The organism is Allobosea sp. 67-29, from assembly GCF_001898115.1.
Taxonomy (GTDB): Bacteria; Pseudomonadota; Alphaproteobacteria; order Rhizobiales; family Beijerinckiaceae; genus Allobosea.
This window is the reverse complement of the sequence record NZ_MKSQ01000005.1, coordinates 453,303-480,181: the sequence shown is the minus strand read 5'-3', so window position 1 is coordinate 480,181 and position 26,879 is coordinate 453,303. Positions and strand designations below refer to the sequence as shown.

At 68.1% G+C, this 26,879-nt stretch carries 23 protein-coding genes and 1 pseudogene; 17 read left to right on the top strand and 7 right to left on the bottom strand.

Going from position 1 to position 26,879, the window contains the following annotated elements:
• Nucleotides 1–69: 69 nt before the first annotated feature.
• Nucleotides 70–666: a TRAP transporter small permease subunit gene (locus BGO20_RS02820; protein WP_291663237.1), complete on the bottom strand. Its 597-nt coding sequence runs from the start codon at nucleotides 664–666 to the stop codon at nucleotides 70–72.
• 289 nt (nucleotides 667–955) lie between these two features.
• Here BGO20_RS02820 and BGO20_RS02815 point away from each other — a divergent pair, with 289 nt between their 5' ends.
• The 9 genes and pseudogenes from BGO20_RS02815 to BGO20_RS02775 all read left to right on the top strand — a co-directional run bounded on the left by BGO20_RS02815 (nucleotide 956) and on the right by BGO20_RS02775 (nucleotide 11,439).
• On the top strand, nucleotides 956–1,744 hold the full coding sequence (locus BGO20_RS02815) for a class II glutamine amidotransferase (protein ID WP_291663236.1): 789 nt from the start codon (nucleotides 956–958) through the stop codon (nucleotides 1,742–1,744).
• A 148-nt stretch (nucleotides 1,745–1,892) separates the two neighbouring features.
• Nucleotides 1,893–3,548 (top strand): acetolactate synthase large subunit, encoded by a 1,656-nt coding sequence (locus BGO20_RS02810; protein WP_291663234.1) that lies wholly within the window; start codon nucleotides 1,893–1,895, stop codon nucleotides 3,546–3,548.
• Nucleotides 3,549–3,584: 36 nt separating this feature from the next.
• Nucleotides 3,585–4,967 carry an aldehyde dehydrogenase family protein gene (locus BGO20_RS02805; protein WP_291663233.1) on the top strand — a complete coding sequence of 461 codons (1,383 nt, stop codon included), beginning with the start codon at nucleotides 3,585–3,587 and terminating at the stop codon, nucleotides 4,965–4,967.
• Between the two features lie 185 nt (nucleotides 4,968–5,152).
• A pseudogene (gene efeU / locus BGO20_RS02800) lies at nucleotides 5,153–5,962 on the top strand (iron uptake transporter permease EfeU); the annotation flags it as partial.
• Nucleotides 5,963–5,968: 6 nt separating this feature from the next.
• Nucleotides 5,969–6,982 (top strand): cupredoxin domain-containing protein, encoded by a 1,014-nt coding sequence (locus BGO20_RS02795; protein ID WP_465245989.1) that lies wholly within the window; start codon nucleotides 5,969–5,971, stop codon nucleotides 6,980–6,982.
• Nucleotides 6,979–8,298: an iron uptake transporter deferrochelatase/peroxidase subunit gene (efeB, locus tag BGO20_RS02790; RefSeq protein WP_291663231.1), complete on the top strand. Its 1,320-nt coding sequence runs from the start codon at nucleotides 6,979–6,981 to the stop codon at nucleotides 8,296–8,298. Before BGO20_RS02795 ends, efeB begins: the two co-directional genes overlap by 4 nt.
• 1 nt (nucleotide 8,299) lies before the next feature.
• Nucleotides 8,300–9,121: an iron uptake system protein EfeO gene (gene efeO / locus BGO20_RS02785; RefSeq protein WP_291663230.1), complete on the top strand. Its 822-nt coding sequence runs from the start codon at nucleotides 8,300–8,302 to the stop codon at nucleotides 9,119–9,121.
• Nucleotides 9,122–9,227: 106 nt separating this feature from the next.
• Nucleotides 9,228–10,208, top strand: coding sequence for an arginase (gene rocF, locus BGO20_RS02780; protein WP_291663227.1), 981 nt, complete (start codon nucleotides 9,228–9,230; stop codon nucleotides 10,206–10,208).
• Between the two features lie 85 nt (nucleotides 10,209–10,293).
• Nucleotides 10,294–11,439 (top strand): Gfo/Idh/MocA family protein, encoded by a 1,146-nt coding sequence (locus tag BGO20_RS02775; RefSeq protein WP_291663225.1) that lies wholly within the window; start codon nucleotides 10,294–10,296, stop codon nucleotides 11,437–11,439.
• Here the strand turns inward: BGO20_RS02775 and BGO20_RS02770 are convergent, their stop codons facing one another.
• Nucleotides 11,440–12,453 (bottom strand): Gfo/Idh/MocA family protein, encoded by a 1,014-nt coding sequence (locus BGO20_RS02770; RefSeq protein WP_362888808.1) that lies wholly within the window; start codon nucleotides 12,451–12,453, stop codon nucleotides 11,440–11,442.
• A gap of 87 nt (nucleotides 12,454–12,540) precedes the next feature.
• Nucleotides 12,541–14,136, bottom strand: a complete 1,596-nt coding sequence (ggt, locus tag BGO20_RS02765; RefSeq protein ID WP_291663222.1) for a gamma-glutamyltransferase — start codon at nucleotides 14,134–14,136, stop codon at nucleotides 12,541–12,543.
• Nucleotides 14,137–14,432: 296 nt separating this feature from the next.
• On the opposite strand from ggt, the gene BGO20_RS02760 reads away from it, so the two are divergent.
• From BGO20_RS02760 to BGO20_RS02750, 3 genes are all read left to right on the top strand, one after another.
• Nucleotides 14,433–15,686 (top strand): MFS transporter, encoded by a 1,254-nt coding sequence (locus BGO20_RS02760; RefSeq protein WP_291663221.1) that lies wholly within the window; start codon nucleotides 14,433–14,435, stop codon nucleotides 15,684–15,686.
• 40 nt (nucleotides 15,687–15,726) lie between these two features.
• A complete protein-coding gene (locus BGO20_RS02755; protein WP_291663219.1) occupies nucleotides 15,727–16,611 on the top strand; it encodes a LysR substrate-binding domain-containing protein in 885 nt (294 codons plus the stop codon).
• Nucleotides 16,612–16,715: 104 nt separating this feature from the next.
• Entirely contained in the window at nucleotides 16,716–17,945 is a 1,230-nt protein-coding gene (locus BGO20_RS02750; protein ID WP_291663217.1) for a GTP-binding protein, read from the top strand.
• Between the two features lie 3 nt (nucleotides 17,946–17,948).
• On the opposite strand, the gene BGO20_RS02745 is transcribed toward BGO20_RS02750, so the two are convergent.
• Complete coding sequence (locus tag BGO20_RS02745) at nucleotides 17,949–19,007, bottom strand: ornithine cyclodeaminase (protein ID WP_291663216.1); 1,059 nt, start codon at nucleotides 19,005–19,007, stop codon at nucleotides 17,949–17,951.
• Between the two features lie 128 nt (nucleotides 19,008–19,135).
• Between BGO20_RS02745 and BGO20_RS02740 the strand changes: the two genes are divergently transcribed.
• The 3 genes from BGO20_RS02740 (at nucleotide 19,136) to mgrA (ending at nucleotide 22,376) form a co-directional block, all read left to right on the top strand.
• The gene (locus BGO20_RS02740; RefSeq protein WP_291663215.1) at nucleotides 19,136–19,573 is read left to right on the top strand and encodes an Lrp/AsnC family transcriptional regulator; all 438 of its coding nucleotides are present in this window, start codon (nucleotides 19,136–19,138) and stop codon (nucleotides 19,571–19,573) included.
• 255 nt (nucleotides 19,574–19,828) lie between these two features.
• Complete coding sequence (locus BGO20_RS02735; RefSeq protein ID WP_291663214.1) at nucleotides 19,829–21,259, top strand: aldehyde dehydrogenase family protein; 1,431 nt, start codon at nucleotides 19,829–19,831, stop codon at nucleotides 21,257–21,259.
• A gap of 94 nt (nucleotides 21,260–21,353) precedes the next feature.
• Nucleotides 21,354–22,376, top strand: a complete 1,023-nt coding sequence (gene mgrA / locus BGO20_RS02730; RefSeq protein WP_291663213.1) for an L-glyceraldehyde 3-phosphate reductase — start codon at nucleotides 21,354–21,356, stop codon at nucleotides 22,374–22,376.
• A gap of 15 nt (nucleotides 22,377–22,391) precedes the next feature.
• Here the strand turns inward: mgrA and BGO20_RS02725 are convergent, their stop codons facing one another.
• From BGO20_RS02725 to BGO20_RS02715, 3 genes are read right to left on the bottom strand one after another with little or no spacing between them, the layout of a single operon-like run.
• Nucleotides 22,392–22,880 carry an Lrp/AsnC family transcriptional regulator gene (locus BGO20_RS02725; RefSeq protein WP_291663212.1) on the bottom strand — a complete coding sequence of 163 codons (489 nt, stop codon included), beginning with the start codon at nucleotides 22,878–22,880 and terminating at the stop codon, nucleotides 22,392–22,394.
• Nucleotides 22,881–22,934: 54 nt separating this feature from the next.
• The gene (locus BGO20_RS02720; RefSeq protein ID WP_291663210.1) at nucleotides 22,935–23,702 is read right to left on the bottom strand and encodes an SDR family oxidoreductase; all 768 of its coding nucleotides are present in this window, start codon (nucleotides 23,700–23,702) and stop codon (nucleotides 22,935–22,937) included.
• 8 nt (nucleotides 23,703–23,710) lie between these two features.
• Entirely contained in the window at nucleotides 23,711–24,910 is a 1,200-nt protein-coding gene (locus tag BGO20_RS02715) for a mandelate racemase/muconate lactonizing enzyme family protein (protein WP_291663208.1), read from the bottom strand.
• A 184-nt stretch (nucleotides 24,911–25,094) separates the two neighbouring features.
• Here BGO20_RS02715 and BGO20_RS02710 point away from each other — a divergent pair, with 184 nt between their 5' ends.
• Together BGO20_RS02710 and BGO20_RS02705 are read left to right on the top strand one after the other, a co-directional pair.
• On the top strand, nucleotides 25,095–25,856 hold the full coding sequence (locus tag BGO20_RS02710) for a GntR family transcriptional regulator (protein WP_291663206.1): 762 nt from the start codon (nucleotides 25,095–25,097) through the stop codon (nucleotides 25,854–25,856).
• 36 nt (nucleotides 25,857–25,892) lie between these two features.
• Nucleotides 25,893–26,870 (top strand): 2-hydroxyacid dehydrogenase, encoded by a 978-nt coding sequence (locus BGO20_RS02705; protein WP_291663204.1) that lies wholly within the window; start codon nucleotides 25,893–25,895, stop codon nucleotides 26,868–26,870.
• Nucleotides 26,871–26,879 lie beyond the last annotated feature (9 nt).

Below are 26,879 nucleotides of genomic sequence, written 5' to 3'. Positions count from 1 at the left end.
GCAGCAAGCCGGCGGCGCGCGGGAAGCGAGGAGCGTGCATGGGAGATTTCCGGACTTCTTGCGGGCCGCTCACGAGGCGAGGCCCTGTTCCTTGGCTTGATCAAGCAGGCGCTGGGCTTCCGCTTCCGCGGCGGCATGGCCGCCATGGACGTCGTCGTCGGCCAGGTCCCCGCGCATGATCGCGATCTGCTTGATGATCTCGGAGATGCCCTGGAAGGTTAGCATCAGGAAGCCGACCACGACGAGACCCTTCGCCGGCCATTGCGGCAGGCCGCCGGCCGAGAGCGATTGCTCGTTGATCTCGTAGGAGCGCAGGAAGAACGGCCAGGAATGGTAGACGATCAGCACGCAGAACGGCATCAGGAAGATCAGGTGCCCGAGCAGCTCGATCCAGTGCCGCAGGCGCCGCGGCAGCAGGTTGTTCACGATGTCGATGCGGATGTGCTCCTTCACCTGCATCGTCCAGGATGCGCACATCAGGAAGACGGCGCCGAACAGCATCCACTGCAGCTCGAGCCAGGCGTTGGACGAGACGTTGAAGACCTTGCGGATGATCGCGTTCACCGCCGCCACGAGCACGGCGACCAGAATCAGCCAGGCAATCTTCCTGCCGATGAAGCCATTGACCGCGTCGATGACCCGGCTGATTGCAAGGAGGCCCTTCACAGTCCCGCTCCCAGTGCGTTGCGCCATGGCCCGGTCATGCTTCGCCCGTCTGCCGGTTATGCGCTGTTGGTGGGGTGGATCGGTATAGGAGCGCATGCCGGGGCGCAAGACGGGTAGCGCCTCATCCATTGGACGAAAGACGCATCCTGCGGGGCGAAAGAGCCGGAACGGCGCGGCCGGCCGCGACAGCGACGATCGGCGACGGGGATCGATCATTATGTCGCCATTCATTTCTGCAGAATATTATTCCCCGCCAACAGCCCTTGCGCGCGACTGATTCGAGCCCTGCATGTGCCGCTTCCTCGCCTATTCAGGCGTCCCGGTCTTCCTCGAGGATTTCGTCGCCTCGCCCTGCCATTCGCTGATCCACCAGTCGCTGCATGCCGAGGAGGCCAAGACCGGTACCAACGGCGACGGCTTCGGCGTCGGCTGGTATGGCGAGCGCTCGGAGCCGGGGCAGTATCGCGAGGTCCGGCCCGCCTGGTCCGACGAGAACCTGCTCTCGATCGCGAGGCAGGTGCGCTCGCATCTGTTTTTCGCCCATGTCCGGGCGGCGACCGGCACGGCGACGACGCGGGCCAACTGCCACCCCTTCGTCCATGGCCGCTACCTTTTCATGCATAACGGCCAGATCGGCGGCTATGGCGCGATCCGCCGCAAGCTGGAGGGCCTGATCCCGGATTCGCTCTATGGCATGAGGGCGGGCACGACGGATTCCGAGGCGATCTTCCTGCTCGCGATCGCGCATCTGGCGCACGGGCTTTCGGCCGGCGCCGCCCTCGCCGCGGCGCTGTCCGACGCGCTCGCGCTGATGCAGGAGGCCGGCACGCGCGAGCCGCTGCGCTGCGCGGCGGCCCTGGCGGATGGCGAGACGATCCATGCCGTGCGCTGGTCGTCCGACGCCCGCCCGCCGAGCCTCTATGTCTGCGCGAAGCCGGACAGCGTCGTCATCGCCTCCGAGCCGGTCGACGCGGCGCGGGAATGCTGGCAGGCCCTGCCCTGCAACACGCTGGTCACGGTGAAGGGCGGCGCGGTCGAATTCAGCCCCTTCGAGATCGGGCTCTCGCAGGCCGCCTGAGCGGAGGGGCCCGTCGTCGCGCATCACGCCGCTGCGCCCCGGGCGCGGCCGCCATGCGTTGCCGCCGCTCGCAACTCGACGGTTGCCTTCCTAGGTCCAGCGCCTAGCCTTGGTCCGGCGGACGGGGCTCCATGAAAGGCTGCTGGCGATGAAGAAGGGTTCGGATCTTCTGGTCGAGGCACTGGAGAACGAGGGCGTCGAGCGCGTCTTCGGGGTTCCGGGCGAGGAAAACCTCGACGTGCTCGAATCCCTGCGGCGCTCGAAGATCGAGCTGGTGCTGACCCGGCACGAGCAGGCCGCCGCCTTCATGGCCGCGACCCATGGCCGGCTCACCGGCAAGCCCGGCGTCTGCCTGGCGACGCTCGGCCCCGGCGCGCTCAATTTCTCGACCGGCGCGGCCTATGCCCATCTCGGCGCGATGCCGATGATCCTGATCACCGGGCAGAAGGCGATCATGACCGCCAAGCAGGCGCGCTTCCAGATCGTCGACGTCGTCGCCTCGATGCGGCCGCTGACCAAGATGACCCGCCAGATCGTCAGCCCGGCCAGCATTCCCGCGACGGTGCGCGATGCCTTCCGCGTCGCCATGGAGGAGAGACCGGGGCCGGTCCATCTCGAATTGCCGGAGGACGTCGCCGCCGAGGAGATCGAGGATGTCCCGGTGATCCCGGTCCATCCGCTCGACCAGCCGGTCGCGCCGGGGAGCGCGCTCGACCGCGCGGCGCAGATGATCCTCGCCGCGAAGCGCCCGCTGGTGATGATCGGCGCCGCCGGCAACCGGCCGCGCCTGGTCGAGCCGCTCTCGGCCTTCGTGCGCCGGCTCGGCGTGCCGTTCTTCAACACGCAGATGGGCAAGGGCGCCGTCACGGGCGGCTCGAACCTCTATCTGGGCACCGCCGCCCTTTCGGAGGGGGACTATGTCCACGAGGCCGTCGCCGCGGCGGATCTGATCATCGCCATCGGCCACGACACGGTCGAGAAGCCGCCCTTCCTGATGCGCTCGGCCGGCGGGCCGAAGGTGATCCATGTCGGCTACCAGTCGGCCACCGTCGAACAGGTCTACCATCCGGATGCCGAGGTGGTCGGCGATATCGGCGCGAGCGTGACGGCGCTGGCGGAGCGGCTCGGCGGCAAGCTGCCCGAGCAGACGAAGACGCTCGAGCTGCGCCAGCGCATCCTGGCGAAGATCAACGACCGCGCCGAGGAAGACCGCTTCCCGGTGACGCCGCAGCGGCTCGTCCACGACGTGCGCGCGGTGATGCCTGAGGACGGCATGGTCTGCCTCGACAACGGCATGTACAAGATCTGGTTCGCGCGGAACTACCGCACCCATGTCGCCAACACGCTGCTGCTCGACAATGCGCTGGCGACGATGGGGGCCGGGCTGCCCTCGGCGATGATGGCGGCCATGCTGCATCCGAAGCGGCGCGTCATGGCGGTGTGCGGCGACGGCGGTTTCATGATGAACTCGCAGGAGCTGGAGACCGCGGTCAGGCTCAAGCTCGACCTCGTCGTGCTCGTGCTCAACGACGGCGCCTACGGCATGATCCGCTGGAAGCAGGCCGTCGACAGCTTCCCCGATTTCGGCATGACCTTCGGCAATCCCGACTTCGTGCGCTATGCCGAGGCCTATGGCGCCAAGGGCTCGCGCGTGACTTCTGCCGAAGCGCTGGCGCCGACGCTGGAAGCGGCCTTCAAGGGCGGCGGCGTCCATCTCGTCGACTGCCCGATCGATTATTCCGAGAATACGCGCGTCCTCGTCGAGGAACTCAGGAACAAGGTGCCGGACGTCGATCTGGCTTGACCCTCGCGCTCACCGCATTCCCCGAAGGAGACGACCATGCTCCAGGTTGTTCAGGCCTATGACCGCGCGCCGATCACCGAGATCGAGACCGACGACGAGGCCGCACTCGAACGCAAGCTGCAGGCGGCGCAGCAGGTCTTCGCGAACCGCGACGCCTGGCTGAAGCCGCATCAGCGCATCGCGATCCTGCGCAAGCTCGCCGGGCTGATGGAGGCCAGGCGCGACCATTTCGCCATGCAGATCGCACGCGAAGGCGGCAAGCCCCTGCCGGATGCGATCGTCGAGACGAACCGCGCCATCGACGGCGTCCACAACGCCGCCGACGAACTGCGCAACCTCGCCGGCCGCGAGATCCCGATGGGGCTCTCGGCCGCAGCGGACGGACGCTGGGCCTTCACAACCAAGGAGCCGATCGGCATCGTCGCCGCGATCTCGGCCTTCAACCACCCGCTCAACCTGATCGTCCATCAGGTCGCGCCGGCGATCGCCACCGGCTGCCCGGTCATCGTCAAGCCGGCCGGCACGACGCCGCTCTCCTGCCTCGACTTCGTCAAGCTGGTGCATGAGGCGGGGCTGCCCGAGGCCTGGTGCCAGAGCTTCGTGCCCGCCGAGACCGCGCTGGCCGAAAAGCTCGCTACCGATCCGCGCATCGCATTCCTCAGCTTCATCGGCTCGGCCAAGGTCGGCTGGTATCTGCATTCGAAGCTTGCGCCCGGCGCGCGCTCGGCGCTGGAGCATGGCGGCGTCGCCCCGGCGATCGTCGACAAGAGCGCCAAGCTCGACGCGATCATCGAACCGCTGGTGAAGGGCGGCTACTACCATGCCGGGCAGGTCTGCGTGTCGACGCAGCGCATCTACGTGCACGACTCCATCGTCAACGACTTCACCGAGCGGCTGGTCGCCCGGGTGAAGTCGCTGCGCACCGGCGACCCGACGCTGAAGGACACGGAGGTGGGGCCGCTGATCACGCCGAAGGAGGCCGACCGCGTCGCCTCCTGGATCGACGAGGCGGTCAAGGGCGGCGCGAAGCTGCTGACCGGTGGCAGGCGCCTGTCCGAGACGACGCTGGAGCCCGCCGTGCTGGTCGATCCCGCGCCGGAAGCCCGCATCTCGCGGGAGGAGATCTTCGGACCGGCCGTCGCGATCTACCGCTTTCGCGAGCTCGACGACGCCATCGCCCGTGCGAATTCGCTGCCGGTCTCGTTCCAGTCGAGCATCTTCGCGCAGGACATCGATGTCGCGCTCCGGGCCGCGAACCGGCTGGAGGCCTCGGCGGTGATGATCAATGACCCGACCAGCTTCCGCGTCGACTGGATGCCGTTTGCCGGGCGGCGCGTCTCGGGCTACGGCACCGGCGGCATCCCCTACACCATGCACGACATGACGCAGGACAAGATGATTCTGCTGAAGCGGCCATGAGGGCGCGCTGCCTCGCGGGCGGTAGAATTCGCGAGGCACCGAGGCAAGAACATCAGCGATTTCAGTAGTTTATCATCGTTCTAAAGTGAACGGTTTCGGTTGACCTGCGCGCCCCGGATGCCTAGGCACGGGGCATCTGTGCCGCGGACGGCAGCGCCCGCGACGCGCATCGTAGCTGGTTCGCCGTGATCGTACCTTTCCTCATCATGCTGCGCGAAGGCGTCGAGGCCGCGCTGATCGTCGGCATCGTCGCGAGCTATCTGGTCAGGAGCGGGCGGCGCGAATGGCTGCCGGCGCTGTGGATCGGCGTCGCCCTCGCCTGCGCCGTCAGCCTTGTGGCGGGTGCCGCGCTCGACATCGTCGCCGGCGAACTCCCGCAGCGCGGGCAGGAGCTGTTCGAGGCCGTCATCGGGCTTGTCGCCGCCGCGATGCTGACCTCGATGGTGTTCTGGATGCGCAGGGCGGCGCGCTCGATCAAGGGCGAGCTGCAGGCCGGCGTCGATGCGGCGCTGGCCGGGGAGCACCAGGGCTTCGCGCTCGTCGGCCTCGCCTTCCTCGCCGTGGTGCGCGAGGGGCTGGAATCGGTGTTCTTCCTGCTCGCCATCTTCCAGCAGAACGCCGGCTGGGCACCTCCGCTCGGCGCCGGGCTCGGCCTCCTGCTAGCCGCCGTCATCGGCTATGCCATCTATGCGCTCGGCGTGAAGCTCAACCTGCGCGTCTTCTTCCGCTGGACCGGCGTCCTGATCCTGTTCGTCGCGGCCGGACTGGTCGCCAACGCTGTGCGCTCGCTGCATGAGGCCGGGCTCTGGAACCATCTCCAGCAGGGCGTCTACGATCTCGGCACGGTGCTGCCGGCCGACAGCGCACTGGGCGCAATCCTCTCCGGCTTCTTCGGCTACCAGGAGCGGGCGGCGCTGGGCGAGGTCATCGCCTATCTCGCCTTCCTGATCCCGATGCTCGTGCTGTTCCTCTCCTCAGGTCGAGGCGAGCAGGCCCAGACGATCGCGCCCCGGACCGGAGTCCGCCGCTCGCCGCGGCTGAAGCTCGCCGGCATCGCCACGCTGCTGCTGGTCTGCGGTGGCATCGGCGCCTTCGTCTACGCCGCCGGCAACCGGCGTGCCGTCGAGCCGGGCAAGAGCGACATCGCCATCGCGATCACCGACCGGACCTGCGAGCCCGCGACGCTGACGGTTCCCGCGGGCAAGGCCAGCTTCGTCGTCAGCAACCGCGGCGAGCGCGTGCTGGAATGGGAAATCCTCGACGGCGTGATGGTGCTGGAGGAGCGCGAGAACATCGCGCCAGGCCAGTCGCGGCGGCTGACGACGCAGCTCCATCCCGGCGAATACGCCATCACCTGCGGATTGCTCGGCGCCCCGCGCGGGCGGTTGATCGTCGAGGCCTCGACGGGGCAGCCGCGCCCGGCCCTGACGCTGATGGACATGGTCGGCCCGGCAGCCGAATATCGCGCCTTCCTGAGCGAGCGCTCCGCCGCCTTCGGCGCCGCACTCGATGCTTTCGCGCAGGCCAGCGGCGCCGGCGACGCGGCGGCTGCCGACAAGGCCCGCCATGACGCTGCTACCCTCCTGCTCGCCTTGCGCCCGGCAACGGCCGGTGATGGCGAGCTCGAGGCGTCGTTCGGCAAGGTCGAGGCCGCGCTGACCGGCAACGAGAGCGGACCGTCCGGCGAGCTCAGCCCCACGGCCGAGGCTTTTCGCACGGCTCTGAGCCAGCGCACCGTCCTGCCCGACACCATGCTGGCTGGCGCTGCCATGCTTCTCTCCTCCCAGGACGGCGAGACGGTCTCCCCCGAGGCTGTGGCGGCCGCGAGCCATATCGCGCAGCTGCTGTTGCCGCTGACGGCACGCATCGACCCCGATCTGGCGACGCGGACCAGAGCGGTGCTCATCTCCCTGCCCCATGATGCCAAGCCGGGCGGCGCGATCCGCGCGCTGCGCGAAGACCTTTCGGCCATGCGCAGGGCGCTCGCCTTGCCCGAGGCGGAGCGCAAATCATGACCCGCACCGGCCAGACCTTCTCGCCCTCACGCCGCTCGCTCCTGACCGGCGGCGCAGCAGCCCTCGGCGGCGCCTCGCTCGCCAAGGCAGCCAGCGAGCCGACACAGAATCCAGCGGCGGCGCCCGAAAGCGACACGACCGCCGAGCGCCAGCCCTTTTACGGCCTCCATCAATCCGGCATCGTCACGCCGCGCCCGGCCACCGGCCTCGTCGCCGCCTTCGACGTCACCGCGACCTCGCCCGGCGAACTCGAACGGCTCTTCCGCCTGCTGACCGAGCGCATCGCCTTCCTGACCGAGGGCGGGCCCGCGCCGACCGCCGACCCAGGCTTCCCGCCGCCGGACAGCGGCATCCTCGGCCCCGTCATCGCGCCCGACAATCTCACGATCACCGTCGCACTCGGCGCGTCGCTCTTCGACGAGCGCTTCGGGCTGGCCTCGCACAAGCCGAAGCGCCTGCAGCGGATGCGGCGCTTCCCCAATGATGCGCTGGACGGAGCGCTCTGCCATGGCGACCTGCTCCTGCAGATCTGCTCCAACACCGCCGATACGAACATCCACGCATTGCGGGACATCCTGAAGAACGCGCCCGACCTGCTGGTGCTGCGCTGGAAGCAGGAGGGCACGGTGCCGGTGCTGAAGCCGAAGCCGGGCGAGCCGGCGCAGAGCGCCCGCAACCTGCTCGGCTTCCGAGACGGCACGGCCAATCCCGACGCTGCCGACGCGACGCTGATGAACGGGCTGGTCTGGGTCCAGCCCGGCTCGGACGAGCCGGAATGGGCGGCACAGGGCAGCTATCAGGTGGTCCGGATCATCCGCAACTTCGTCGAGCGCTGGGACCGCACGCCGCTCGGCGAGCAGCAGGACATCATGGGCCGCGAGAAGGCGAGCGGCGCGCCAATCGGCGGCCATCGCGAATATGACGCGCCGGGCTACGCCGACGACCCCGAAGGCAAGCGCACCAGGCTCGACGCCCATATCCGGCTTGCCAACCCGCGCCGGCCGGAGACGGAAGCCAGCCGCATGCTGCGCCGGCCGTTCAACTATTCCAACGGCGTCACCCGGGCCGGCCAGCTCGACATGGGGCTGCTCTTCATCTGCTTCCAGCAGGATCTCGAGCGCAGCTTCATCGCCGTGCAGAAGCGGCTCGATGGCGAGCCGCTGGAGGAATACATCAAGCCCGTCGGCGGCGGCTATTTCTTCGCCCTGCCCGGGGTGCCCGATGCCGGAAGCTATCTCGGCGCGGGGCTGATCCGGGCCGCGCGCGGCATCGCGCCGGCCTCGACCGCGACTTCCCCCCGCAAGACAGGAGACTGATATGCGCTTGCGTTTCGCATGGCTGGCCGGGGCCGGCCTGATCGCCGCCCTCGCCGGACCGGCACAGGCCGCCTCGCCGCTCGACCTCGTGGCCCCGGTCGCCGAATACAAGCTCTATGTCTCGCAGGGCGTCGACAAGCTGGTCAAGGACACCAAGGCCTTCACCGATGCGGTCAAGGCCGGCGACCTCGCCAAGGCGAAGGCGCTCTACGCGCCGACACGCTTCTCCTACGAGATGATCGAACCGGTCGCGGAACTGTTCAGCGATCTCGACGGCAAGATCGATTCGCGGGCCGACGATCACGAGAAGGCCGAGAAGGACCCGGAGTTCACCGGTTTCCACCGCATCGAATACGGGCTCTTCGCCAAGAACAGCACCGAGGGTCTGGCCCCCTTCGCCGACGGGCTGATGGCCGACGTCTCCGAACTGCAGGGCCGCATCAAGGGTCTGACGGTTCCGCCGGACAAGATGGTCGGCGGCGCGGCGGCGCTGATCGAGGAGGTCGCAGCGACCAAGGTCTCCGGCGAGGAGGATCGCTACAGCCACACCGATCTCTGGGATTTCCAGGCCAATGTCGACGGCGCCAAGAAGATCGTCGACCTGCTGCGGCCGCTCGTCGTCAAGGAAGACAAGGCGCTGGCCGAGAAGATCGACGCCAATTTCGCGACCGTCGACCAGACGCTGGCCAAGTACAAGCTCAAGGATGGCGGCTTCGAGACCTACGACAAGCTGAGCGAGGCCGACCGCAAGGCGCTCGCCGCGATGATCACCACGCTGGCCGAGGACCTTTCCAAGCTGCGCGGCGTGCTCGGCCTGGGCTGACACGAAACGGTCACGCCGGCACGGCACTCGACAGGCGGAAACCGATGCGCCATGCACGGCGCATCGGCGCAACGCGCCCGTCAAATCGCATCAACGGACTGCCAGCATGACCGCGAATCCCACGAACGCTCCCGCTTCCCAGGGCCGTATCGCCCTGCTCGGCGCGCCGATCGAGGTCGGCGCCTCGCGCCGCGGCGCGCTGATGGGTCCGGCCGGCCTGCGCACCGCCGGTCTCGTCGGCGTGCTGGAAAGCCTCGGCTACGCGGTCGAGGACCATGGCGACATCCTACCGCGCGACCTGGCCCCCGTGGGCGGGCCCGCGCCGGAGAACGCCCGCTTCTACAACGAGATCGCCGCCTGGATGCGTGCGCTCAGCGCCCGCGCCTACGCGCTTGCCCGCACCGGCGCCACGCCGATCTTCCTCGGCGGCGACCACAGCCTGTCGATGGGTTCGGTCAACGGCGTCGCCCGCCACTGGCAGGAGCAGGGCCGCAAGCTCTTCGTGCTCTGGCTCGACGCCCATGCCGATTTCAACATGCCGGCGATCTCGCCCTCGGGGAACATGCACGGCATGTCCTCGGCCTTCCTCTGCGGCGAGGCCGGGCTCGATGACCTGCTCGGCAGCGAGCCCCGCGCCTCGATCACGCCGGCGCAGCTCAGCCTGTTCGGCATCCGCTCGGTCGACCCGCTCGAGAAGGCGGCCGTGAAGGCGCGCGGCGTCGATGTCGCCGACATGCGCGCCATCGACGAGCATGGCGTCGGCGTGCTGATCCGTCAGGTCATCGAGAAGGTGCGCGCGGCCGATGGCGTGCTGCACGTCTCCTTCGACGTGGATTTCATCGACCCTCCGCTGGCGCCTGGCGTCGGCACCACCGTTCCGGGCGGCGCGACCTATCGCGAGGCGCATCTTGTGATGGAGCTGCTGCACGATTCCGGGCTGGTGCGCTCGATGGATATCGTCGAGCTCAATCCCTTCCTCGACGATCGCGGCCAGACGGCCCGGCTCGCGGTGGAGCTCGCCGGCAGCCTGTTCGGCCAGCAGATCACCGACCGCCAGACGCCGTCGAACGCGATCGGCGCGGCCTGAGCCTCGGCTTCGCGAAAGCCGATCTTCATTCTTGCCTGAGATAGGCTGTTGCGTCGGCTGCCTGCCGGCGCAACGGAACCGGATCATGAAGATCGCGCTCGTCGGCACGGGCTTCGTCGCCGACTACTACATGACGACGCTGGCGAACCACCCGGCCCTGTCGCTGGCGGGTGCCTGGGACCGTGACGCCGCACGCCTCGAAGGCTTCAGCGGCTTCCACAATGTCCCGGCCTATCCCGATCTCGACGCGCTTCTCGCCGATCCGACCGTCGGCATCGTCGTCAACCTGACGACGCCGGAAAGCCATTACGAGATCACCAGCCGCGCGCTCGCCGCCGGCAAGCATGTCTATTGCGAGAAGCCGCTCGCGATGGAGCTGGCACAGGCCGAGGCGCTGATCGCGCAGGCGCACGCCTGCGGGCTGACGCTGGCGACGGCGCCGGCCAACGGGCTCAGCGATGCACATCGCCTCGTCGAGGACACCCTGCGCGCGGCGCGGATCGGGACGCCGCGGCTGGTCTATGCCGCGATGGAGGACGGCCCGGTCTTTCGCGAGAGATGGGCGAGCTGGCGTTCGCGTTCGGGCGCGCCCTGGCCGGGGCTGCACGAATTCGAGATCGGCTGCACGCTGGAGCATGCCGGCTACGCTCTCTCCTGGCTGGTCACGCTGTTCGGCCCGGTCGAGAGCCTGACCGCCTTCTCGGCCGTGACTTTCCCGGACAAGGGGCCGGGCACCGGGCACATCACGATGGCGCCGGATTTCTCGGTCGGCTGCCTGAATTTCCGTTCCGGCGTTGTGGCCCGGCTGACCAGCGGCCTCGCCGCGCCACGCGACCGCTCGCTGCAGGTCTTCGCCGAGAAGGGTTCGCTCACCGTGCGCGACCTCTGGGACAACCGCTCGGCGATCCATATCGAAGAGGTCGATGCGCCACGGCCGCTGCTGGGGCGGCTCTTGACCCGCGCCGAGGCGAAGCTCGGCCGCGCCCTGCCGTGGAAGCCGACGCCGGGCCGCCGCCTGCCCTATCCGGCGCAGCCCGCGAGCAAGGGCCTGCCGAACTATCCCTCGCAGATCGACTTCATGCGCGGCGTCGCCGATCAGGCCGAGGCGATCGCACGCCGCGAGGCGCCGCGCTTCTCCGGCGCGCTGGCGCTGCACATCACGGAACTGGCATTGGCCTTGAGCAACGCCCGCGACCTGCCGCAGCCTTATCGTCCGCGCTCGGGCTTCTGATCAGCCCTGCCCGTGCGGCGGCCGGGCCAGCACGCTCTCGATGATGCGCAGCACGGCGGCGCTGTCGGAGAGCGGCATCGTCACGCAGTGGGTCTCACCGGCGCGAACCGTCGCCATCACGGCCTGCGCCTGAAACTGCAGGCCATTGCCCGGAAAGGCGAAGGCTTCGGTGCTGCGCGCGGGTTTCAGAATGCGATCGAGGAGGCGCGCTGCAAGCCCCTGCCCACGCTCATAGGCCGCCAGGGCGCGCGCCGGATCGGCGTCGAAGCGCAGCCGCTGCACCTTGAGGAACGGCGCCTCGAGCAGCAGCGCCCCGTTCGTGCCTTCGATCAGGAAGCGATTGCTGCCGTCCCGGTCGAAACCGCAGGAGAGTTCGGCGATGGCCTCCGGATAGGTCAGCCGGAATTCGCTGCGCAGGTCGACGCCGCTCGCCGCCGCGAACCAGCGCCCGCCGACCGATCGTGGCTCCCCCAGCAGATGCAACGTCAGCGACAGCGGATAGACGCCGAGGTCGAAGGCAGCGCCGCCGCCCAGTGTCGGATCGAAGAAGCGGCTGCCGGCTTCCTCGGGATGCCGGTAGGACAGGTCGGCGCGGATGCGCCGCAGCGCCCCGATCCGCCCCGCCGCGATCTGCTCGCTTGCCGCATCGACCGCCGGCAGGAAGCGGCTCCACAGCGCCTCCATGGCGAAGACATCGCGCTCCCGCGCTGCCTGCGCGATCGCATCGACATCATCGCTGCTCAACGCGACCGGCTTCTCGATCAGGACCGGCTTGCCGGCGGCGATCGCCCTCAGCGCCTGCACGGCATGGAGATGGTTCGGGGTCGCGACGTAGACCGCCTCGACCGCCGGATCGGCGAGAAAGGCAGCTTCGTCCATATAGGCGGCCGCGCCGAAGCGGGCGGCGAAGCCTTGCGCCTTCTGGAACGAACGCGAATGGACGGCGACGATCCGCGCCTGCGGCAACAGGCCGAGATCGGCGGCAAAGAGCCCGGCGATGGCGCCGGTGCCCATGATCCCCCAGCCGAATGACCGTTCCCGCGCCACGCGCCCTCCGTCGCTGCCGCCAGCGATAGCGGCAGCGCGTTAAGGGCGCGTTCCTCAGACGGCGAGCGCGATGCCGTCCTTGCGATGGTCGGAGGCGCCGAACATCACGCCGCGCGCGTGGTCGACCCAGATCGCCTGGCAGCCGCCGAGCGGCTCGTCGGCCCGGACCACGTCATGGCCGCGCGCCTTGAGATCGGCCGCGACGCTCTCGGGGATCGTCGGCTCGAGCGAAAGCTTGCCGTCGAAGGCGAAGCTGCGCGGCGCATCGCTCGCCTGCTGCGGATCGAGCCCACGGTCGAGGATGCCGGAGATGAAATGGGCATGGCCGGTGGACTGGTACTGGCCGCCCATCACGCCGAACGGCATCACGGCGCGGCCGTTCCTGGCGAGCATGCCGGGGATGATGGTGTGGAAGGGGCGCTTGCGCGGCGCGATGGCGTTCGGATGCCCCTCGATCAGGCGGAAGCCGGAGCCGCGGTTCTGCAGCATGACGCCGGATTTCTCGGCATAGATGCCGCTGCCGAAGGCCGAGAACAGCGAGTTGATGAAGGAGATCATGTTGCCGTCGCCGTCGACGACGCAAAGATAGATCGTGTCCTTGTGCAAGGGCATGTCGAAGGCCTGCGGCGCCGACGCCTTCTCGAGGCTGATCTGTGCCCGCAGCCGGCCGACGAACTGATCCGACAGGAAAGCCTCGGTGTCGAAGGGGCTGACAGCCGGATCGGCGACCAGCGCGTCGCGCTGGCGATAGGCCGCCTTGCTGGCTTCCGCGAGGAGATGGATGCGATCGGCCTCGCTCAGCTTGCCGTCCTTGAGGTCGAAGCCGTCGAGGATGCGCGCGATCAGCAGCGCCGCGATGCCCTGACCGTTCGGCGGGCATTCCCAGAGGCGGTGGTCGCGATAGTCGGCACCCATCGGCTCGACATAGTCGGGCTTCGCGCTCGCGAAGTCCTCGACCGCCATCAGGCTGCCGGCCTTGTTCAGGACGGCGACCATCTCCTCGGCCGCCTCGCCCTCGTAAAAGGCGGCGCGGCCATCGCGGGCAACGCGGCGCAGCATGCGGCCCAACGCAGGATGCACCATCCTGTCACCCGCCACCGGCGCCTTGCCGCCGGGCAGGTAGACGGCGTTGCCGAGGCCGTGCTTCTCGATGCGGCCGCGATAGCGGTTCCAGTCGAGCGCGACGCGCGGCGTCACCACGAAACCCTCTTCCGCGGCGCGGATTGCGGCCGAGAAGATTTCGTCCAGGCTCTTGCGGCCATGGTCGGCATTGAGTCGGCACCAGGCATCGATCGCTCCGGGGACGGTGACGGCATGGGGCGAATCCGGCGCGATCGCCGTCAGGCCTTGGCCGAGGAGCCGGCCGAGCTCGGCCTTGGCGGGCGCGCGCCCCGAGCCATTGATGGCGACCATCTTGCCGCCGGCGGGGGCGTAGATCGCGAAGCAGTCGCCGCCGATGCCGGTCATGTGCGGATCGACCACCGCCTGAACCGCAACCGCCGCAAGGGCGGCATCCACCGCATTGCCGCCGGCGCGCAGGATATCGACGGCCGCCAGCGTCGCCGCCGGATGCGACGTCGCGGCCATGCCGCGCTCGCCGACCGCCACCGAACGGCCCGGCACCATGAAATCGCGATCACCCCAGCTCATATCCCGCTCCATCCCGGTTTCGGCGCTGCGCGCTCAATTCTCCGGTCCCGCTTTGGCGCGTCGGGCCAGGGCTGACAATCCCGCGCGACGCATGGCCGGCAGGCACGTGCCCGCCGCGGCCGCAGGGATCCTTCGGCCGCAGCTTTTCTCAAAACGCATGACGCAACACATCCTTGTGAAGCGTCATGCGTGCATAGCAGAACAGCGCCGGCCGACCTTGCCGCATCGCCACAGGCCGAGCACATCAACGGCGCGCCGATCCCAGGCGGCGCGCCCTCGGATCGCCCAAGCCAGCCATGACCTCGTCCGCAAGCCAATCCGCCACCGGCCAGTCCGCCGCCCCGCCGGACACTCCCGCTCTGTCGTCGACGCTCATCATCGTGGTCGCGATCGCGACGGGAGCTTTCGTCGCCAATCTCTATTACGCGCAACCGCTGCTCGCCGCGATCGGCCCCGAGATCGGGGTCTCGCCCGATTTCGCCGGGATCATCGTGAGCACGACCCAGATCGGCTACGGCGCCGGACTGTTCTTCCTCGTGTCGCTGGCCGATCTCGTCGAGAGCAAGCTGCTCGTGCTGTCGACGGTTCTGTTCACCACGCTCGGGCTGATCGCCGTGTCTCTGGCGGATTCGGCCATGCCGCTGCTGGTCGCCTGCTTCCTCATCGGCGTTTCCTCGACCGGGGCGCAGGTGCTGATCCCGTTCATGGCCCATCTGGCGCCGGACGAGCGGCGCGGACGCGTCGTCGGCAAGGTGATGGCCGGGCTCCTCACCGGCATCATGCTGGCGCGGCCGGCGGCCCTGTTCATCGCGGCGAGCTACGGCTGGCGGGCGGTCTTCATCGTCTCGGCCGGGCTGATGGTCGTGATCGGGATCTCGCTGTGGCGGCTGATGCCGAGATACCGCCCCCATGGCGGGCTGCACTACGGGCAGGTCCTTGCCTCGATGGCCGGGCTCCTGCGAGACGTCCCCGTGCTGCGCTGGCGCGCCGCCTATCAGGCCCTGATGTTCGCCGCCTTCAACATGCTCTGGACGGCGGCGCCGCTGATGCTGGCCGAGCGCTTCGGCCTGAGCGAACGCGGCATCGGTCTCTTCGCCCTGGCCGGCGCGGGCGGCGCGCTCGCCGCGCCGCTGGCCGGCCACATGGCCGACCGCGGCCATTCGCGGCTGGCGACGGCGGGCGCCATGCTGGCCCTCGGCCTCTGCTTTCTCGGCTCCGACTGGGCAGTGGCGGCGATGGCGATGGCTGCCCTGGTCGTGCTGGTCGTGCTGATCGACTCGGCCGTGCAGATCAACCAGGTCGTCAGCCAGCGCGCGATCTTCTCGGTGCCCGCGGCGCTGCGCGGACGGGCCAATGCGATCTACATGACGATCACCTTCCTGGGCGGCGCCATCGGCTCGATCCTCGGCACCGTCACCTATCATGCGGGCGGCTGGAACCTCACGGCGCTGAGCGGCATGGCGCTCGGCCTCGTCATGCTCATGCTGTTCACCTGGGAGCAGAGAGCAAGGCGAGGGCGCCGGAACGAGCCGGCCGCCGACCTCGCCTGAGGCGCCCGCTTCGCGCGAAAACGCTCTATAAGAGCGAGGCATGACGCTCGAACAGCTCCGCATCTTCGTCGCCGTCGCGGAACGGGAACACCTCACGCAAGGGGCGCGGGCCCTCAACCTGACCCAATCGGCGGTCAGCTCGGCGGTGGCGACGCTGGAGGCGCGCTACGCGACGCGGCTGTTCGACCGCATCGGCCGCCGCATCGTGCTGACCGAGGCCGGCCGGCTCTTTCTCGTCGAGGCCCGCGCCGTGCTGGCGCGGGCGGCGGCTGCCGAAACCGTCCTCTCCGATCTCTCCGGGCTGGCGCGCGGATCGCTCGCCCTGACGGCGAGCCAGACGGTCGCCAACTACTGGCTGCCGCCGCTGATCCAGCGCTTTCGCCAGGACCATCCGGGCATCACCGTATCCCTGGCGATCGCCAATACCGAGACGGTGAGCGCCGCCATCCGCGACGGCGAGGCCGATCTCGGCTTCATCGAGGGCGAGGTCGACGACCCGGCCCTCGCCATGACCGCCGTCGCCGAGGACGAGCTCGTCATCGTCGTGCCCGCCGGTCATGGCTGGGCCCGGGCCCGCCCGCCAGCTTCCGAGCTGCGGCGCGGCGCCTGGGTCCTGCGCGAGCCGGGCTCGGGCACACGCGCCATGTTCGAGGCGGCGCTGCCTGGCCTCGGCCTCGCCTCGGGGGACCTCGCGATCGCACTCGAGCTGCCGTCCAACGAGGCGATCTGCGCAGCTGTCGCCGCCGGTGCGGGCGCGACGGCGATCTCCCGGCTCGTGGCGGCGAACGCCATCGCGGCAGGGCGCCTCGCGACCGTCGACCTGCCCCTGCCGAAGCGCCGCTTTCTCGCCCTCAGACACAAGGAACGCTATCTCGCGAAGGCGGCCGCAGCCTTCCTGGCCTTGGCAAGCAACGGCGGGCGCTGACGTCGGCCAGCCACGGGACGGCGATGGGACGGCGATGGGACGGTTGACATTGATGATATGTTATACTGTAACAAATTATCTTCTGTCCGAACCGGGGCTCTCCGATGGCTGCGTCTTCCCTCCTCATCGACCGGCGGCTGCCGGTCACGGTCCTCTCCGGCTTCCTCGGCGCCGGCAAGACCACGCTGCTGAACCATATCCTGAACAATCGCGAGGGCCGGCGCGTCGCCGTCATCGTCAACGACATGAGCGAGGTGAACATCGACGCCGATCTCGTGCGCGAGGGCGGCGCCAACCTCTCCAAGACCGAGGAGAGCCTGGTCGAGATGAGCAATGGCTGCATCTGCTGCACATTGCGCGACGACCTGCTCCTGGAAGTACGGCGCCTCGCCGAGGAGGGGAAATTCGACTACCTGCTGATCGAGGGCACCGGCATCGCGGAACCGCTGCCCATCGCGGCGACCTTCTCCTTCCGCGACGAGGAGGATCGCGCGCTCGACGATGTCGCCCGGCTCGACACGATGGCGACGGTGGTCGACGCGCTCAACCTGCTGAAGGACTATGACAGCCGCGACTTCCTCGGCGATCGCGGCGAGACCGCCGGCGAGGGCGACGAGCGCACGCTGGTCGATCTTCTCGTCGAGCAGATCGAGTTCGCCGATGTGGTGGTGATCAACAAGGCGGGCGAGGTCCCGGCCGAGGAACTGGAGAAGGTCCGGCAGGTGGTGCGCGGACTCAATGCCGATGCCCGCATCGTCGACGCCGATTTCGGGCGCGTGTCGCTCGATCAAGTGCTGGATACGAAGCTTTACAGCGAGGAGAAGGCCCAGACCCATCCGCTTTGGCACAAGGAACTCTACGGCTTCCGCGACCATGTGCCGGAAACGGAGGAATACGGCATCCGTTCCTTCGTCTACCGGGCGCGGCGGCCGTTTCATCCAGCGAAGCTGCACGCATTCATGGACCGGCGCCTGCCCGGCGTCGTCCGGGCCAAAGGCCATTTCTGGCTGGCGACCCGACCGCATTGGGTCGGTGAGTACTCGCTCGCCGGGCGGATCACCCGCACCGAAGGCATGGGGCGCTGGTGGGCGGCGGTGCCGAAGGAGCGCTGGCCGCGCTCCGCGGAATTTCAGTCGCTGATGCACAGGCACTGGTCACCGACCTGGGGCGACCGGCGCCAGGAGATGGTGTTCATCGGCGGGCCGGAGATGGACGAGGCGGCGATCCGCGCCGCACTCGACGCCTGCCTGGCCGGCAGCCCGGCGACCGGGCTGACGCAGGCGTTGCTCGGCCTGGAAGATCCCTTCCCGCGCTGGGAGCGCGACGCCGCCTGAGGCTCAGGCCGCCGCCGCGGTCTCCGGTGCCGCGCGCATCAGCATGCCGAAGAGATCGCGCGGATCATCGGGGTCCGCGATCAGGTCGAGATCGACATAGGTGCCGGCCTCGCGGATGCGTTCATGGACATAGCGCAGCGCCGAAAAATCCTCGATCGCGAAGCCGACCGAGTCGAACAGCGTGATCTGCCGAGCGTCGGTGCGGCCCGGCGCCGCCCCGGTGATGACCTTCCAGAGTTCCTCGACCGGATGGTCGGGGTCGAGCTGCTGGATATCGCCTTCGATGCGGGTCTGCGGGGGATACTCGACGAAGATCGAGGAACGCAGCAGCACGTCGCGATGGATTTCGGTCTTGCCGGGGCAGTCGCCCCCGACCGCGTTGATATGGATGCCGGCGCCGACCATGTTGTCGGTCAGGATGGTCGCATACTGCTTGTCGGCGGTGACGGTGGTGACGATCTCGGCACCCTCGACCGCTTCCATCGCGGTGGCGCAACGCGTGATCCTGAAGCCGTGGCGGGCGAGGTTGCGGGCGCATTTCTCGGTTGCAGCGGGATCGACGTCGTAAAGCCGGAGGTTCTCGATGCCGAGGATCGCGCGGAAGGCGAAGGCCTGGAATTCGGACTGCGCGCCGTTGCCGATGATCGCCATGGTCGCGGCGTTCTTCGGCGCGAGATGCCTGGCCGCCACCGCCGACATAGCTGCGGTACGCAAAGCCGTCAGGATGGTCATCTCCGAGAGCAGGACGGGATAACCGGTCGCGACGTCCGAGAGCAGGCCGAAGGCTGTGACCGTCTGCAGGCCGGCCTTCATATTCTTGGGGTGGCCGTTGACGTATTTGAAGCCATAGAGCTTGCCGTCGCTGGTCGGCATCAGCTCGATCACGCCTTCGAGGCTGTGCGAGGCGATGCGCGGCGTCTTGTCGAAGATCTCCCAGCGCCGGAAGTCGTCCTCGATATAAGCAGCGATATCGGACAGCATCCGCTCGATACCGATCGCATGGACCAGCTTCATCATGTGGTCGACGCTGACGAAAGGCACGACGTTGAGCTGCTGAATCATGGGTCCCCGCGCTGTTCTCGTTGAAGGAACGATTGTCCCTGTTTTCGGCGGCAGGCGAAAGAAGCCAAAACGACCAGATCGGCGCTGAGATTGATCGAAACGATAAAGCGATCTATCCATTTCGGACGATGGACGATCTCGACCGCAAGCTGATCACCCTGCTGCGCCATGATGGGCGCCGCAGCATCTCTGACCTCGCCATCGATCTCGGCCTGACGCGGGCGACGGTGCGTGCGCGGCTGGAGAAGCTGGAGCAGTCCGGCGAGATCATCGGCTTCACCGTGATCCTGCGTTCGGACGCGATCGACCTGCCCGTACGCGGCATTACCATGATCGAGATCGCCGGCCAGGCGGCCGATGCCGTCATCGCCTCGCTGAGCGGATTCAGCGAGGTCTCCAGCATCCATACCACCAACGGCAACTGGGACCTCGTCGTGGAACTCGGCACCTCCGACCTGATCGCCTTCGACCAGGTGCTCCGGCGCATCCGCATGATCCCCGGTGTCACCAACAGCGAGACCAGCCTGCTCCTGGCGACGCCGCGCAGCGTCAAGGCGAGACTCTAGCCGGGTTCGCCGCAACGAGTACCGCTGCATGGCGGCCATCCGCAAACGCGGCGCGGCGCCCCGTGACAGGCGCGCCTTCGCCCCCTAACGTTATGCCTCGTCAGATACAGCGTTGGTGGCGGCCGGCGATGCATGATCGCGCAAGGCCGCCCGTTCGCGTCTGACGCCCACAGTTCCCACTCGGGGCATCGATATCCGGCCGCTTCCGGCAGGCTGTCCGCGCCACGAGCCAAGACCAAGGCAGGAGACCAGACCATGGCGCATGAGCTCGAATTCTATATCGACGGCCAGTGGGTGAAGCCGTCGGGCAACCGCACGCTGGGCGTGATCGATCCGTCGAACGAAGAGGTCTTCGCCACGATCGCGCTCGGCGAGCAGGCGGATGTCGACAAGGCCGTCGCCGCGGCCCGGGCCGCCTTCCCGGCTTTCGCCGCGACCTCCAAGGCCGAGCGCCTGGCGCTGATGCGCCGCCTCGCCGAGGCCTACAGGAAGCGCTACGACGACATCGCCAACATCCTCTCGCGCGAGATGGGCGCGCCGAAGGAACTGGCACACCGGGCGCAGGCCGCGATGGGCACCGCCCATCTCGCCAAGATGATCGAGACGCTCGAGAACTTCGAGTTCGAGGAGCTGCGCGGCACCACCCTGATCGCCAAGGAGCCGATCGGCGTCGTCGGCATGATCACCCCGTGGAACTGGCCGCTCAACCAGATCATGTGCAAGGTCGCGCCCGCGCTCGCCGCCGGCTGCACCATGGTGCTGAAGCCCTCCGAGATCGCCCCGCTCAACGCCATCATCTTCGCCGAGGCGATGGACGAGGCCGGCGTGCCGAAGGGCGTGTTCAACCTCGTCAACGGCGACGGGCCGACGGTCGGCGAAGCGATCTCGCGCCATCCGGGCGTCGACATGGTCTCCTTCACTGGCTCGACGCGGGCCGGTATTCTCGTCGCCAAGGCGGCGGCGGATACGGTCAAGCGCGTGCATCAGGAGCTCGGCGGCAAGTCGGCCAACATCATCCTGGACGATGCCGACCTCAGGAAGTCGGTGAAGCTCGGCGTCGAGAGCGTGATGCGCAATTCCGGCCAGTCCTGCAACGCGCCGACCCGGATGTTCGTGCCGGAGAAGCTGCATGAAGAGGCGCTCGCCATTGCCAAGCAGGTGGCCGAGCCGCTCAAGGTCGGCGCTCCCTCCGCTGACGGCGTCTTCCTCGGCCCGGTCGTCAGCGAGGCGCAATACGAGAAGGTACAGCGCCTGATCGAGGCCGGCATCAAGGAAGGCGCGACGCTGGTCACCGGCGGCGCGGGCCGTCCGGAAGGCCTCAATCGCGGCTATTATGTCCGCCCGACCGTGTTCGGCGGCGTCACCGACGAGATGACCATCGCCCGCGAGGAGATCTTCGGCCCCGTGCTCTCGATCCTGCCCTACAAGAGCGACGACGAGGTGGTGGAGCGCGCGAACGACACGCCCTATGGCCTGGCGGCCTATGTCCAGTCCGGCTCGCAGGAGCGCGCCCGCAAGGTCGCGGCGCAGATGCGCGCGGGCAATGTCTACATCAACTACCCGGCCTGGGACGCCGGCGCGCCCTTCGGCGGCTACAAGCAGTCCGGCAACGGCCGCGAATACGCCGATTTCGGCCTCGAGGAGTTCCTCGAGATCAAGGGCACGGTCGGCTACGCCGCCGCCTGATCGGATAGCGATCTGACGACAGCGAGGCCCGGTGGACCAAACGCCACCGGGCCTTCATTTTATATCCGCTTCAATCGATTGAGAGGCTTCAGCCATGGCCAATCCCAACCGCTACGACGCGATGCGCTACAACCGCTGCGGCCGCAGCGGCCTGCAGCTCCCGGCGCTCTCGCTCGGCCTCTGGCAGAATTTCGGCGAGACCGGCTCGCGCTCCAACATGCGTGATATCTGCCGCACCGCCTTCGATCTCGGCATCACCCATTTCGACCTCGCCAACAACTACGGCCCGCCGCCCGGCTCGGCCGAGACCGCTTTCGGCGAAATCCTCCAGCAGGATTTCGCCGGCTATCGCGACGAGCTCGTCATCTCGACCAAGGCCGGCTACCGGATGTGGCCCGGCCCCTATGGCGAATGGGGCAGCCGCAAATACCTGATCTCCAGCCTCGACCAGAGCCTGAAGCGGATGAAGCTCGACTATGTCGACATCTTCTATTCGCACCGCTTCGACCCGAACACACCGCTGGAGGAGACGATGGGCGCGCTCGACGCCATCGTGCGGCAGGGCAAGGCGCTCTATGTCGGCCTGTCCTCCTATAATTCGAAGCGCACGCAGGAGGCCGTCGCGATCCTGCGCCGGCTCGGCACGCCGTGCCTGATCCACCAGCCGAGCTACTCGATGCTCAACCGCTGGATCGAGGAGGACAAGCTGCTCGACACGCTCGATGCCGAGGGCATCGGCTCGATCGTGTTCTCGCCGCTGGCGCAGGGCATGCTGACCGACAAGTACCTCAAGGGCGTCCCGGCCGGCAGCCGCGCCGACAAGAAGGCCCCCTCCTTCCGCGAGGGCTTCCTCAGCGAAGACAACATCAGCCACATCGCGGCGCTGAACGAGATCGCCAGGGCGCGCGGCCAGAGCCTCGCGCAGATGGCGATCGCCTGGGTTCTGCGCGACGGGCGCGTGACATCCGCCCTGATCGGGGCGAGCCGGCCGGAGCAGGTGACGGACTGCGTCGCGGCGCTGAAGAACACGGAGTTTTCGGCCGAGGAGCTGGCGGCGATCGACAAGCATGCGGTCGATGGCGGCATCAATATCTGGGCGGCTTCGGCAGAGCGATAGACCGCTCCGTCGCCGTCACTCCTCCTCAGGCGCCGCCGCGATCGGAAGCGCGCTGGAGCGCTTCACCTGCCCCAGCGCAAAACTCGACTCGATCGAGGCGACGCCGTCGAGGCGGGTGAGCTTGTCCTTGAGGAAGCGCTCATAGGCCGGCAGGTCGCGCACGACGATGCGCAGGAGATAGTCGCGCTGGCCGGTCATCAGGTAGCAGTCGACCACCTCGGGCCAGCGCGCCACGGCCTGCGAGAAGCGGTCGAGCTCGTCCTCGCGCTGGCGCTCCAGCTTGATCGAGACGAAGACGCTGATCGGCAGGCCGACCTTGGTCTGGTCGATGATCGCGGCATAGCCCTGGATGACGCCGGCCTCCTCCAGGATGCGGATGCGCCGGGCGCAGGGCGAAGCGGAGAGACCGACGCGCTCGGCGAGATCCTGCACCGAGAGGCGCGAGTTGATCTGCAGCTCGGCGATGATCTTGCGGTCGAGCGCGTCAAGGCGCGGGCGGGCCATCCGTTTCCTCCGGCGCGCATCGGCTTCACTGGCCGATGCATCGGCCCGGCTCTTTTACAGGACCGCGAGCATCCCGCCATCGACATAGATGATCTGGCCGTTGACGTAGTCGGAGGCCGGCGCGGCGAGGAACACGGCGGCGCCGATCAGCTCCCCCGGCTTGCCCCAGCGCTTCGCCGGCGTGCGGCCCTTCACCCAGGCGTCGAAGGTCGGGTTCTCGATCAGCGCCTGGTTCATGTCGGTCAACATGTAGCCGGGGCCGATGGCGTTGGCCTGGATGCCGTGTTCGGCCCATTCGGCCGCCATCGCCTGGGTCAGCATCTTGATGCCGCCCTTGGCGACCGTATAGGGCGCGACCGTCGCGCGGGCGAGCGCCGAGGTCAGCGAGCCGATATTGATGATCTTGCCGTGGCCGCGGGTGATCATGCGCTTCGCCGCTTCCCGGCCGATGACGAAGGCCGAGGTCAGGTTGGTGTCGATGACCCGCTGCCAGTCGGCCGTGGCGAGCTCGACCATCGGCTTGCGGAACTGGATGCCGGCATTGTTGACGAGGATGTCGACGGCGACGCCGGCCGCGTCGAAGCCGGCGAAGGCTTTCGCGACGGCATCTTCGGAGGTGACGTCGAAGGGCGCTGCGTCGGCCTCGTAGCCGGCCTGACGCATCTCCTTCACCGCGGTGGCGACACGCTCGGCATCGGTGCCGTTGACGAGAATGCGTGCTCCCGCCGCCGCGAGCCCTTCCGCCATCGCGCGGCCGAGACCGCGCGACGAGCCGGTGACGAGAGCCGTGCGGCCGGTGAGATCGAAGAGAGGATTGCTCATGGGTGCCCTCACAGGTCGGAACGGCGGACCGTCAGGTCCGGGCGCTCGAACACCGCCGGCAGCAACTCGACGCCGAGGCCGGGCGCCTCCATCGGATAGACATAGCCGCCCTCGATCCGCGGCATCTCGGTAACCAGCTCCTTGTACCAGCCGGTGTAGAAGGCGCGCACCGATTCCTGGATCAGCGTGTTGGGCTGGCTGAAGGAGGCGTGGATCGCCGCGATGAAGCCGACCGGGCCGATGCAGTCATGCGGCGCAAAGGGGCGGTGATAGGTCTCGGCCATGGACGCGATCTTGCGGCCCTCGGTCAGGCCGCCGGTCCAGCACAGATCGGCCATCACGACATGCATCGCGTCGCGGTCGAGCATGTCCTTGTAGGGGAAGCGCGAGCCCAGCGTCTCGCTCGCCGTCACCGACACCTTGGTCGAGCGCGCGAATTCGGCCAGCGCCTGCGGCGAATTCATCCGGATCGGGTCCTCGTACCAGCTCGGCTCGTACTGCTCAAGCACGCGGGCGATCTTGATCGCGGTCGGCAGGTTCCAGAGCGAGTGGAACTCGACCATGATCTCGATCTTGTCACCGACGGCCTTGCGGATCTTCTCGAAGGGCTCGCAGGCCTTGCGCATCTGCTCGGGCGTGATGAACAGCCCCTGGTTCTCGATCGCCGGCGGATCGAAGGGCCAGATCTTCATGGCGGTGATGCCCTGCTCCAGCAGGCTCTCGGCCACCGCGTCGGCGCGGTTCATGAAGCCGTCGAGATCCTCGTAGGGCCCGGCAACCTCGCCGAGATTCCAGGTCGAGACCGGCTTGATGTTGTGCGAACGGACATATTTGTAGCCGGCGCAGGTGTTATAGATGCGCTGCTTGTCGCGACACAGGCCTCCGAGCATCTGATGCACCGGCTGGCCGCAGACCTTGCCGAAGATGTCCCAGAGAGCGATGTCGACGGCCGAGGTCGCGCGCGACTCGGCGCCGGTCGAGGCCTGCGCCATCGGCAGGTTGGTCATCTCCTTGTGCAGCGCCTCGATATGCAGCGGATTCTTGCCGAGCAGCCGCATGGCGAGCGTGTCGTGCAGATGCGCTTCCACCGAAGCGGCGCCGTAGAAGGTCTCGCCCAGGCCGATCGGCCCCGCATCGGTGTGGACCCGGACCCACAGGACATTGGCGAATTCGTCCGTCCGCAAGGTCTCGATCGCGGTGATCTTCACTGTCGCCTCCCCTGGCGAGGGCCGGCTTTGCGACTTTCGTCGGGCCGGGCCCATCCTTTTGCCTGCGCCTCGACCGGCCTAAGCTGGTGCCGAGATGCGCCGACCATAAGAGAGCTTGTAAAATATCACAACATGTTTATCGTACCGGCAAAACGGGCCGGCAAGAGCCCCTGCGGAGGGAACCATGGCAGCACGCAAAGAGAAGCCGAAGCTTGCCGCGCTCGATGCCCTCGAGCCGCCGCCGCGCCGCAACCGCCTGAACTTCTTCGAACTCGCCTATGAACGCATCGAGGCGATGCTGATCGACTGCACGCTGAAGCCCGGCCGCCTGCTGACGATGCAGGATCTGCAGGACATGACCGGCTTCGGCCGCACGCCGATCCACCACGCCGTGAACCGCCTGTCGGCCGACACGCTGATCACCATCCGCCCCCGGCACGGGCTGCAGATCGCGCCGATCGATCTGGCGCGCGAGCGCGTGCTGCTGAAACTCCGCCGCGACCTGGAGCGCTTCGTCGCACGGCTCGCGGCCGAGCGCGCCGGGCCCATGCACCGAAACCAGATGCTGCATATGGCTCGCCTGCTGCGCGACCGCCGCGAGAGCCTGACCCTGGCCGAATTCAACGGTCTCGACCGGCGGATCGACCAGATGATCCTGTCGACCGCGGGCGAGCCGTTCCTCGAGCACACGCTGCGACCGCTGCACACCATCTTCCGCCGCATCGGCTCGATCTATCATAGCCACATGCCGGGCCAGCATAGCCTGGACGGCACGGTCGACGCGCATCTCGCCTTGCTGAATGGCATCGCCTCGTCTCAGCCCGAGCGCGCCATCGCGGCCTCCGACGGGCTGATCGCCTTCGTCGAGCGCATGTTCGACGAGATGGAAGAGACCATCGACCCGTCCCTGCTCGACAGCAGCGTCGAACCGCTGCTGTCCCATTGAGCTTCCGCCCTATCGACCTGCCGGACGTCCAAAACCATGCGCATCATCTTCCACGGCGAGAATGCCGCCAGCTTCTCCCAGGGTTTCGCCGAGCTGCTCGGCCCCGGAGCCGAGATCCGCATGCTGCCGGACGTGCTGGCGAGCGATGAGCACAGGGCGGCCTATGCGCAGGCCGAGGCGATCATCGGGGTGAAGTTCGATGCGAGCCTGCCGACGCCCGCGGGGCTGCGGCTGTTCCACGTTCCCGGAGCCGGCTACGACGCGGTCGATCTCGAGCTGCTGCCGGCTTCTGCCGCCGTGTGCAACTGCTTCGGGCACGAGCAGGCGATCGCGGAATATGTGATGAGCGCGCTGCTGGCCCGCGCGATCCCGCTCGCCGATGCCGACCGGCGGCTGCGCCAGGGCGACTGGGCCTGGTGGGCGGGGGCGCCGGAGCGCGTGCATGACGAGATCGCCGGACGCACCATCGGGCTCCTCGGCTTCGGCCATATCGGCAAGGCGATCGCGGCCCGCGCCAAGGCGTTCGAGATGCAGGTGCATGTCGCCAACCGCAGCCCCGTCGCGACGTCGCCGCTGGTCGACCGGGCCTTCACCCTCGACCAGCTCGCCGCATTCCTCGGCTCGGTCGATGTCGTCGTCGTCTCCGTGCCGCTGACGGAGGAGACCAAGGGCATCGTCGGCGCCGCCGCCTTCGCGGCGATGCGCCCCGACGCCGTCCTCGTCAATGTCGGGCGCGGACCGACGGTCGACGAGGAGGCCCTGTACGAGGCGCTGAGGAGCCGGCGCATCGGCGGGGCGATCATCGACACCTGGTACCGTTATCCACAGGCCGGCGACGCAGCGCCCTTGCCGTCGAAACTGCCTTTCCAGGATCTTTCAAACGTTTTAATGACCCCTCATATGTCCGGCTGGACCAACGGAACGATCCGGCGGCGCCAAGCAGTCATAGCTGGTAACATCAGGCGGCGCTTCTCCGGCGAGCCCTTGGAGAACGTCGTCCGAAAGGGAAACTGAGCCTTGCCT